Genomic DNA, 2,239 nt, shown 5'->3' with positions numbered 1-2,239 from the left:
CTGCGGCGCCGCTCGCCGCGCTGCCGGCGTCGTGGCAGCGCTACATGGACGATCTGAAGGCGCATGCCCTCGGCCCGGTGCCGCTGGAGGCGCAGGGCACGCTGGTGCGCGTGGCCGGGCTGGTGCTCGAGGCCGCTGGCATCCGCGTGCCGGTCGGCTCGGTCTGCGAGGTGCGCATGGACGGCCAGCCGCCCGTGCTGGCCGAGGTGGTCGGCTTTGCCGCCGACCGTGCCTACCTGATGCCCACCGGCGAACTGCATGGCCTGGCCAGCGGCGCGCGGGTGGTCCCGCGCTCGACCCCGAGCGTGGCGCCGGTGCTCGGCGAGGCGCATCACCCGTGGCGTCGCAGCGAGGACCGCACCCGACACCTGCCGATCGGCGACGGCCTGCTGGGCCGCGTGATCGACCCGCTGGGCATGCCGCTCGACCGGCTCGGCCCGATCGGCGCCGTGCGCAACGAGCCGCTGGTGCGGCGCCCCATCAACGCGATGGAGCGCGACCCGGTGCGCGAGCCGCTGGACACCGGCGTGCGCGCGATCAACGCCATGCTCACCGTCGGCCGCGGCCAGCGCATCGGGCTGTTCGCCGGCTCCGGCGTCGGCAAGTCGGTGCTGCTGGGCATGATGGCCAAGTACACTGCGGCCGACGTCATCGTCGTCGGCCTGATCGGCGAGCGCGGCCGCGAGGTCAAGGAATTCATCGAGGACATCCTCGGCGAGGAGGGCCTGAAGCGCTCCATCGTCGTGGCGGCGCCGGCCGACTCGCCGCCGCTGACGCGCATGCAGGGGGCTGCCTACGCCACCGCGATCGCCGAGCACTTCCGCGACCGCGGCCAGCACGTGCTGCTGCTGATGGACAGCCTGACCCGCTATGCGATGGCGCAGCGCGAGATCGCGCTGGCGATCGGCGAGCCGCCAGCCACCAAGGGCTACCCGCCGAGCTGCTTCGCGAAGCTGCCGCAACTGGTCGAGCGCAGCGGCAACGGCCTCAACGGCTGCGGCTCGATCACCGCGTTCTACACGGTGCTCAGCGAAGGCGACGACCAGCAGGACCCGATCGCCGATGCGGCGCGCGCCATCCTCGACGGCCACATCGTGCTGTCGCGCGACCTGGCCGAGAGCGGCCATTACCCGGCGATCGACATCGAACGCTCGGCCTCGCGCGTGATGCACAACGTGGCACGACCCGAACACCTGCAGGCGGCGCGCCGCCTGCGCCAGCTGTGGTCGCGCTACCAGAAGGCTCGTGACCTCATCGCGCTGGGCGCGTATGCGCCCGGCCACGATGCCGAACTCGACCTCGCGGTCAAGCAGCACGACGCGATGCGCGCCCTGCTGCAGCAGGACATGCACGACGCCTCCCGCCTGACCGACAGCGTGCGCCAGCTGCGCCAGCTGACCGGCCTCTGATCCCCGATCGACAGACCGACCGTTCTCCCCCGGAAAGACTCCATGAGCGCCCTCCAGCCCCTGAACACCCTGCTCGAACAGACCACGGTCGCGCGCGATGCCGCGCTGGGCGTCCACCGCAATGCGCTGAACGCCGTGGCGGCGGCCCAGGCCCAGGCCACCCAGCTGGCCGAGTACCGCCAGGAGTACGCGCAACGCTTCGGCACGCAGTTCCAGCGCGCCGGCGCGATCGAGCTGCTGCAGTGCTACCAGGGCTTCATGGTCCGGCTGGACGAGGCGGTGTCGCAGCAGCAGCGCCTGCTTGCGCAGGCCATCGAGCGCGGCGAGACGGCCAAAGCCGCGCTGCTGAGCGCCGAACTGCGTGTGGCTTCGGTGCGCAAGCTGATCGAGCGGCGCATCGCCGAGGCCGTTCGCACCCAGGACCGCAGCGATCAGAAGGCAACCGACGAACTGGCCTCGCGTGCCGCATGGCTGCGACTGGCAGGCACGGCACCCGGCGCGGCGCTGGGCGCCGTCTGAGCCGGTACCTGCCCACCATGAGCATGAACCTGTCCGTCCAGCAGCGCGCTGCCGCCAACGCCCCGACCGCCTTCGCGGCCGAACCGGCGGCCGACCGCGGCAACTCCCCGGCCTCTTCTTCGTTCGCCGGCCTGCTCGGGGAGCGGCAGCGCTTCGTGTCGGGCCACGGACAGAACGGTCACAACGCCTTCGCCGCGCCACCGGCCCCTGCGAAGGCGAACCCGCCCGAGTCGCGCGCCGAGGCCGCACGCCGGCCGGAGCCGCAGCGTCGGCCCGCCGGCGACGAGGCGAAGCCGATCGAGAAGGACAAC

The 2,239-nt window shown here is 72.5% G+C and carries 3 protein-coding genes; all 3 read left to right on the top strand.

Going from position 1 to position 2,239, the window contains the following annotated elements:
- Nucleotides 1-44: 44 nt before the first annotated feature.
- Nucleotides 45-1,409 carry a flagellar protein export ATPase FliI gene (gene fliI, locus x551_RS21395; RefSeq protein WP_051495917.1) on the top strand — a complete coding sequence of 455 codons (1,365 nt, stop codon included), beginning with the start codon at nt 45-47 and terminating at the stop codon, nt 1,407-1,409.
- A 42-nt stretch (nt 1,410-1,451) separates the two neighbouring features.
- The gene (gene fliJ, locus x551_RS21390) at nt 1,452-1,928 is read left to right on the top strand and encodes a flagellar export protein FliJ (protein ID WP_011828169.1); all 477 of its coding nucleotides are present in this window, start codon (nt 1,452-1,454) and stop codon (nt 1,926-1,928) included.
- A gap of 17 nt (nt 1,929-1,945) precedes the next feature.
- On the top strand, nt 1,946-2,239 hold a 294-nt coding region (locus x551_RS21385), incomplete at its 3' end, for a hypothetical protein (RefSeq protein WP_152543624.1).

It is taken from the genome of Methylibium sp. T29, from assembly GCF_000576205.1.
Lineage (GTDB): Bacteria > Pseudomonadota > Gammaproteobacteria > Burkholderiales > Burkholderiaceae_C > Methylibium > Methylibium petroleiphilum.
The sequence above is the reverse complement of the archived record's forward strand: the minus strand, read 5'-3'. Positions and strand labels throughout refer to the sequence as shown.